Annotated in this window: 6 protein-coding genes; 2 read left to right on the top strand and 4 right to left on the bottom strand. The window is 45.3% G+C overall.

Annotated features, from left to right (window positions below; all coding sequences use genetic code 11):
- Positions 1 to 247: 247 nt before the first annotated feature.
- A complete protein-coding gene (locus AC6R1A_RS18335; protein WP_274674146.1) occupies positions 248 to 883 on the bottom strand; it encodes an inovirus Gp2 family protein in 636 nt (211 codons plus the stop codon).
- A gap of 422 nt (positions 884 to 1,305) precedes the next feature.
- On the opposite strand from AC6R1A_RS18335, the gene AC6R1A_RS18330 reads away from it, so the two are divergent.
- Positions 1,306 to 2,289, top strand: a complete 984-nt coding sequence (locus tag AC6R1A_RS18330; RefSeq protein ID WP_253816125.1) for a hypothetical protein — start codon at positions 1,306 to 1,308, stop codon at positions 2,287 to 2,289.
- 28 nt (positions 2,290 to 2,317) lie between these two features.
- Here AC6R1A_RS18330 and AC6R1A_RS18325 read toward each other — a convergent pair whose 3' ends face one another.
- The 3 genes from AC6R1A_RS18325 to fabR all read right to left on the bottom strand — a co-directional run bounded on the left by AC6R1A_RS18325 (position 2,318) and on the right by fabR (position 4,883).
- Positions 2,318 to 3,577, bottom strand: coding sequence for a tyrosine-type recombinase/integrase (locus AC6R1A_RS18325; protein ID WP_248419499.1), 1,260 nt, complete (start codon positions 3,575 to 3,577; stop codon positions 2,318 to 2,320).
- A gap of 293 nt (positions 3,578 to 3,870) precedes the next feature.
- Positions 3,871 to 4,242 carry a YijD family membrane protein gene (locus AC6R1A_RS18320; protein WP_500632160.1) on the bottom strand — a complete coding sequence of 124 codons (372 nt, stop codon included), beginning with the start codon at positions 4,240 to 4,242 and terminating at the stop codon, positions 3,871 to 3,873.
- Positions 4,242 to 4,883: an HTH-type transcriptional repressor FabR gene (gene fabR, locus AC6R1A_RS18315; protein ID WP_334555580.1), complete on the bottom strand. Its 642-nt coding sequence runs from the start codon at positions 4,881 to 4,883 to the stop codon at positions 4,242 to 4,244. The genes AC6R1A_RS18320 and fabR overlap by 1 nt, the downstream gene beginning before the upstream one ends.
- A gap of 292 nt (positions 4,884 to 5,175) precedes the next feature.
- Here fabR and sthA point away from each other — a divergent pair, with 292 nt between their 5' ends.
- Positions 5,176 to 6,576, top strand: a complete 1,401-nt coding sequence (gene sthA, locus AC6R1A_RS18310) for a Si-specific NAD(P)(+) transhydrogenase (RefSeq protein ID WP_334555581.1) — start codon at positions 5,176 to 5,178, stop codon at positions 6,574 to 6,576.
- Positions 6,577 to 6,638 lie beyond the last annotated feature (62 nt).

Below are 6,638 nucleotides of genomic sequence, written 5' to 3'. Positions count from 1 at the left end.
GTGGGTTCTATTCGCCATGAGTAATGCCTTTTGTGTGTGAATGACATAGGCATTACTCGCGCTGTATTTTTTAAGGTGAGTAGCGACAGCAACCAAAACTCATACTGCGATTATCGGCGTCTTTGGTGATGGTTAGGTGATTAGGCGCTTCTGAGCGACTGTGGACTACATTGAGTTGATTAAGCATTCTAGTTCCTATGGTTTGCTGTTCATCCCACAGGGACTATGGCCGTTACTTTTAAGCTGACTAACTGCTAGTGCCAAAGTTTCTCGCGTTTCCCTGGTAAACCTTTGAGTAAGGTTTAGCGAAATAGCAAACTCTTTTGAATAACTCATTCTTCGAGCTCTGAACATCAGATGAGTTAAGATTCAAGTAGTACACACCATTCTTGCAGAAATGGACTAGTGCAGGTTTATCCTGTTTGATAGCACTGCACCAAGATTGCTTCATTAGAGCAGCTAGACACCCTTCTGATGCACCTACGTCACCGAGTCGATGATAGATGTCTTTATTCAGGAAAATAGCCACATGGTAGTGATACTGCTTAGAGGTATTCTTCTCTTTGGCCCATACGTAACTGGTCTTGTTACTTAAGCTCCTTCCCCAGCTTTTCTCTTTGCGTTTGATATCCACATCCAGTTTGGCATTTAGAGATTTGAAGAATCGAGTAATGACCTTTGAATCTGCATCATCGAAATCTTCGGGTAAGTGTAGGTCTATCCGAAATACGGATAGCCTAGAGTGATACTTCAAAGCTTTCTCTATCAATTGAGAAATCTTGTAGAGGTAAAACTTACGGTAGAAGAATCGTTGCTTTCGTTTTGTTGGTTGAGGTAGGTCGTAGTTGTTGAATTTGTCTTCAGATGTGTACTGGTGATTCATGGTGTTATCCCTATGTGTGTGTCTCATACACACAGGGAGTAACGTTAATTTTAATAGTTGGTAGTTATGTATATTACCTATACCAACACGCTTCATATCTGTGTGATTAGATAACAGCGTCACAAACCACACCTCCACCAATCATTTCCCTTTTTTATCGTTACTAACCTGTATTTTCTCATTCAATTAGAGTGTCACTCGCACAACTTGATTACTCGAACTTTATGCCGCTAGTAAAAACAGGTAAAATCAGTAGAAAAAAGAGCTACGTCATGTGTTGAATACAAGCTATTGCGAGAAACAGCGAATGACACCAACAAAAACATAGGAACTTATTTACTACATAAATCAATCATAAAACACTCAATATAAACATAGTAAAAGATACTTTATTTCATCACTTATTCGTACGGAAAAACATCGTGAGCAAGAAGAGCATATACGAAGAAAAATTAGCTGAGAGAGGACTCTTTCGAGTCAATAACGTGCGGTATTTGAAGTACTACCTGTTCTTTATTTCTCAAAACACCGACATCTCATACAGCGTAGAGAGCGAGGATAAAGAAGAGTTACAACGAAAGATCAACATGGCAATTAACAACGTGCATACGGGTATTGATAGCCAGATAGAAGAGATGAACGAGCAAGCAATAAAGCACTTATTGCCCAACCGTTCCTTTCGTTGGATCGAAAAAAATGAAGATAGAATGGTCTACTTCGTCTGGTCAATGCTGAGGTTTGTTTCAACAAGAACCTACGAGTTAGATGATCAAAAGCGAGCTTTTAGTTACGAATTTTCTGTACGTTACTGCTTACGGCACTTAGATGATGAAGAAAGAAACCCATACCATATTTCAGGATTAAATAAGTTACCGCTCAACAGTGCTGAAGCGTTGGAGCTTGTCTATGATTTTTTTGACCAATGGGATGCAAAAGCCTCTGCGAAAGAAAAGCTCATGGGCATTTTAAAAGAGAAATGGCGATACATAAGTCATCACTTGAATCCAAACTACAGTTGGATAGAACCCAAAAATAAAGCACAAAACATATGGATTTATAACTACATCAAATCCAAGCTGGAGTTTCTACCGCACTTGATACAACCAGTGTCAGCAGCACAGTATTACAATAGCAACATTGCCATACTCGACACCTTGTTCACATGTCACCAAGATGAAATACTGAACCCAAATAGACGGAGAAATAAAAGGAAAAGTTCATCGAATACTGAAGATTCATCTCGTCACGAAGAACGGTACATAACCAGTAATGACGTAATGTATAAGATGATGAAGGCTTGGAAACAAAAGCGGTTTCGAGAAAAAACCGGACGCACATCAGCTAAATCTAAACCAAGCGATACACAGTCCGAACAGACACCTCTCCATGACGAACGGTTAATCTGATCGTAAAGCAAAGACTAAATTAGGTAAGTTAGGCCATCTTAGCTGAAGGTAACGGGTGGACGTTCGCTTCCATTAGCGATTGCAACTTGTTACCCCATGCTTCCAGAACCTTCAATTGCTCATCGATATAATCATGATGGTTGTAGACTCTGAGCATACCTGGGAGCTGGTGGCCGACTGTCTTTTCAATCGCTACGATATCTAACCCCATTTCACTACAACGACTGATAAAGGTACGGCGCAAGTCGTGAGGTGAAAAGCGCTCAAAATCGATAGGTAGATTACGTTTGATCAATGCCCGTACTGCCGCAGGTTCTTGCACTTTATCGACAGTTAGCTGAGGCCATACCAACTTCCACTTACTTGGCACGCTGTCACGCTGCTCTTTTAGAAGGGTCAGCAGATAGCCACTTAAAGGCACTTTACGAGCATCTTGGCTTTTAGTGTGTCGTTCTTCTGAGCTGGCTGGTAACAGCCAAGTTCCCTCTTCAAAATCTAACTCACTCCAACGCATTTCTAGTACAGCACTAATTCGCTGTCCACAACCAAGTAAGAACTGCATTAAACGAATGTTAGAGGGATCTGTACGCCATGACGGCATACTCGTTAACAGAACCTTTAACTCTGAAAAGCTTAAATTACGTTTTGTCACTTTTGAGCCGCCGCCAACGTCTTTTGCTTTCAGCTGTGGTGCAGGATGAGTATCAAGCATATTTAGTGCTAGGGCATGGTTAATCACTTGATTGATGATTTTATGGCAAACCCCGATAGCCCCCGCCATACGCTTACCGTCTTTATCGACCTTCGCATCAAAGACCCGGTTGAGGTCATATATGCTCAAATCAGCCAATTTGATGCTACCGAGAATCGGCTTGATATCTCGATAGTAAATGGTCCTCGACTGGTCACCACGAAGCTGTTTTGAAAGACGTTTTTCATCGAAACTAATAAACGCATCGTCAAAGGTCTTCGCCTCATCTTGTGCTCGTTTCTCGATATCCAACTCAACCTTTGGGTTCTTACCATTTTCCAGCCAACTACGATAACGACCCGCTTCCTTTCGCGCCTGATCCAATGTCATCCCGCGCTCTGGTTTGATCTTAATGTATCGACCCATAGAGATTTTTTCGTGTTTCTTCCCTACTTGAAAACGAAAGATCCAAGTCATTGTGCCTGTTGGACGAACTCGAATGTTCAATCCTTCGACCTTCTTATCGGGGATCGAGTATTCCTTATCCTGTGGCTTCAATGCTTGCAACGTTGCATTGGTACTGATTCGTTTCGTCATCGTTGGAAAACCTCTGCATTTCTGGGTACGGCTCTGGGTACGGCGTGGGGTACGGCAAGCGTCGAGTTTCTATTGTACGGCTTTGGACTTTACCGGACAATACGATTACAAAAAACAAATAAAATCAGGTGGTTAACTTTGAAAAATATAACTCTATAGACTTTGGCGGATTAAAGGTTCGATTTACCCACCACATGGAAGCGGGTGTGATGCTTGAGAAAAAAGACTAGCCCCTTAAATGAACAAACGAGCCTTAGGGCTCGTTTGTTGTTTAGGAATGTGTGGTCGCGTACTTATCGCTCGGCGCCAATGTAGCCGAGCTTTTTACCGATCCACAGCAGCAACAAGAGTGAGACGATGATCGAAAAGAAGTTTGAACCGGCCTCTGGGTATTGCGCTTTCACAAATGCGGAGTGACCAAACGCACCGACGAAAAAGCACGCGAGTCCGACGAGAGGAATATCCTCGGATACCGGATGACGGAGATACTCTTGGTACAAGGCCTGTAAGGAGAGCACCAAAGCGATCAACGGAAAGATAGAGAAAGAGACCTCACTCATCGTCAACCAAGACAACATGGCATCACCGCACATACCTGCGATTAATGCCAAAATGAGGGTTTTCTTTTCAGAACCACGATCGACTGGGTTTGTTTCGTTCGACATTAGTTTATCCCACCTTTTAATCGGTTACGTTCACGTTCTTTGCGATACCAATAAGCCCCTTTGGCTATCATTCGCAACTGCATTATCAGACGCTCGGCCAGTTCATCGCGTTCACGTCTGTCTAGATCTAACGCTTCGGCCCCAGAGCTAAATACCAGCGTCACGGACGCTTGTGCCTGGGTAAACGCCTCTTCACGAGACATGCCTGAGCTGATTAAATACTCGGTCAATTCGGCGCAGAAGTGTTGCATCTCTCGGGCAACCGCAGTACGAAACTCAAAAGACGTTCCGGAGCGCTCACGCAGTAGCAAACGAAACACGTTGGGGCTACTTGCGATAAACTCCATAAACGTCTCGACCGAGGTGCGAATCACACTGCCTTCTTTGACGATTCTCTGCCGCGCTTGGCGCATCAACTGACGCAGCAACAAGCCGCCTTCATCGACCATGGTCAATCCCAACTCATCCATGTCTTTGAAGTGGCGATAAAAAGACGTCGGTGCAATCCCGGCCTCTCGTGCCACTTCTCGCAAGCTCAGGTTCGAGAAACTCCGATCAGCACTTAATTGACTGAAGGCCGCATCAATCAATGAGCGACGAGTTTTCTCTTTTTGTTGTGCGCGTATTCCCATGGATTTCATCTTTGGTATCTGTGTTTAACCTCAATGCCAGTCAATATACAACGATTGGCTTACGGAGATAACCTCAATTCGTTGTTTAGTGAAGAATCGCTATTAAAACACGCCCGCTTAATTGAAGGCAAAATTCCCTCTCACTTGCCCGCCTATCCTGTGCGCCAGGCCGAAGATTCACTTCTCGCACTCTATTCTCGTGATCTCATCGACTCTCTCAGTCGCTTTTTTTTCTTTGCCTCTTGGAATCAGTTAAAATCTCGCTACAGCAATGTTAACACTCTATAACAAGGATAAAACTATGGCTCAGAGCAACCACTTTGATGTGATCGTAATAGGTAGTGGCCCTGGTGGTGAAGGGGCGGCTATGGGATTGACCAAAGCGGGGCTCAACGTCGCGATAGTAGAGAAAGAGAGCAGTGTCGGTGGCGGGTGTACACACTGGGGCACCATCCCCTCCAAAGCGCTGCGTCACGCGGTTAGCCGAATCATTGAATTCAACAACAACCCGCTGTTTTGCCACAATAACAGCAGCTTACACTCGACCTTTTCCAACATTCTTGGTCATGCTAAGTCGGTCATCGACAAACAAACTCGATTGCGCCAGGGATTTTATGATCGCAACCAATGCTCGTTGATTTTTGGTACGGCGCGCTTTGTGGATAAATACACCATCGCGGTGATGCAAAGCGATGGCACCGAAGAGACCTACAGCGCCGACAGATTTGTGATTGCGACAGGCTCACGCCCCTACCAACCGGCGGATGTCGATTTCCTCCACGAGCGTATTTACGACAGCGATTCTATTTTGAGCCTGAAACACGACCCGCGCCACATCATCATCTACGGCGCAGGCGTGATCGGCTGTGAATACGCCTCTATCTTCCGTGGGCTTGGGGTAAAAACCGATCTCATCAATACACGTGATCGCTTGCTGTCCTTTTTGGACAACGAAGTGTCTGACGCACTCTCCTACCACTTCTGGAATAGCGGCGTGGTGATTCGCAACGATGAAACCTACGAGAAGATCGAGGGCACTGAAGACGGCGTGATCGTCCACCTCCAATCGGGTAAGAAAATGCGCGCCGACTGTTTGCTCTACGCCAACGGCCGCACCGGCAATACCGACAAGCTCAACTTAAGCGCGGTAGGGCTTGAAGCCGACTCGCGCGGTCAGTTGAAAGTGGACACCAACTACCGCACGCCAGTTGAGCACATCTATGCGGTCGGTGATGTGATTGGCTATCCAAGTTTGGCCAGTGCGGCGTATGACCAAGGCCGATTTGTGGCGCAGGCCATTACCAAAGGTCAAGCGGATGGCTACTTGATTGATGATATCCCAACCGGCATTTACACCATCCCTGAAATCAGCTCTGTGGGGAAAACTGAACAAGAACTGACAGCGGCGAAAGTCCCGTATGAGGTTGGACGCTCGTCGTTCAAACATTTGGCTCGCGCCCAGATTGCAGGCAAAGATATTGGCAGTTTGAAGATCCTTTTCCACCGTGAAACTAAAGAGATTTTAGGTATTCACTGTTTTGGTGAGCGAGCGGCTGAGATCATCCATATCGGACAAGCCATCATGGAACAAAAAGGCGAAGCGAATACCATCGAGTATTTCGTCAATACCACCTTTAACTACCCAACCATGGCGGAGGCCTACCGCGTCGCCGCCCTCAATGGTTTGAATCGCTTGTTTTAACCCTTACTCGCGACTTTCATCTCATTCGACACGGCGTCAGGCTCTGCTTGGCGCCGTGTTTT

Source organism: Vibrio sp. R10-SG3-ISO3 (assembly GCF_059834225.1).
This window is presented reverse-complemented; position numbering and strand designations above follow the sequence as displayed.

Excerpts from the sequence above, each read along its gene's own strand:
- AC6R1A_RS18320 (WP_500632160.1), bottom strand. The coding sequence starts at position 4,242 with ATGTCGAACGAAACAAACCCAGTCGATCGTGGTTCTGAAAAGAAAACC.
- AC6R1A_RS18325 (WP_248419499.1), bottom strand. The coding sequence starts at position 3,577 with ATGACGAAACGAATCAGTACCAATGCAACGTTGCAAGCATTGAAGCCA.
- sthA (WP_334555581.1), top strand. The coding sequence starts at position 5,176 with ATGGCTCAGAGCAACCACTTTGATGTGATCGTAATAGGTAGTGGCCCT.
- fabR (WP_334555580.1), bottom strand. The coding sequence starts at position 4,883 with ATGAAATCCATGGGAATACGCGCACAACAAAAAGAGAAAACTCGTCGC.
- AC6R1A_RS18335 (WP_274674146.1), bottom strand. The coding sequence starts at position 883 with ATGAATCACCAGTACACATCTGAAGACAAATTCAACAACTACGACCTA.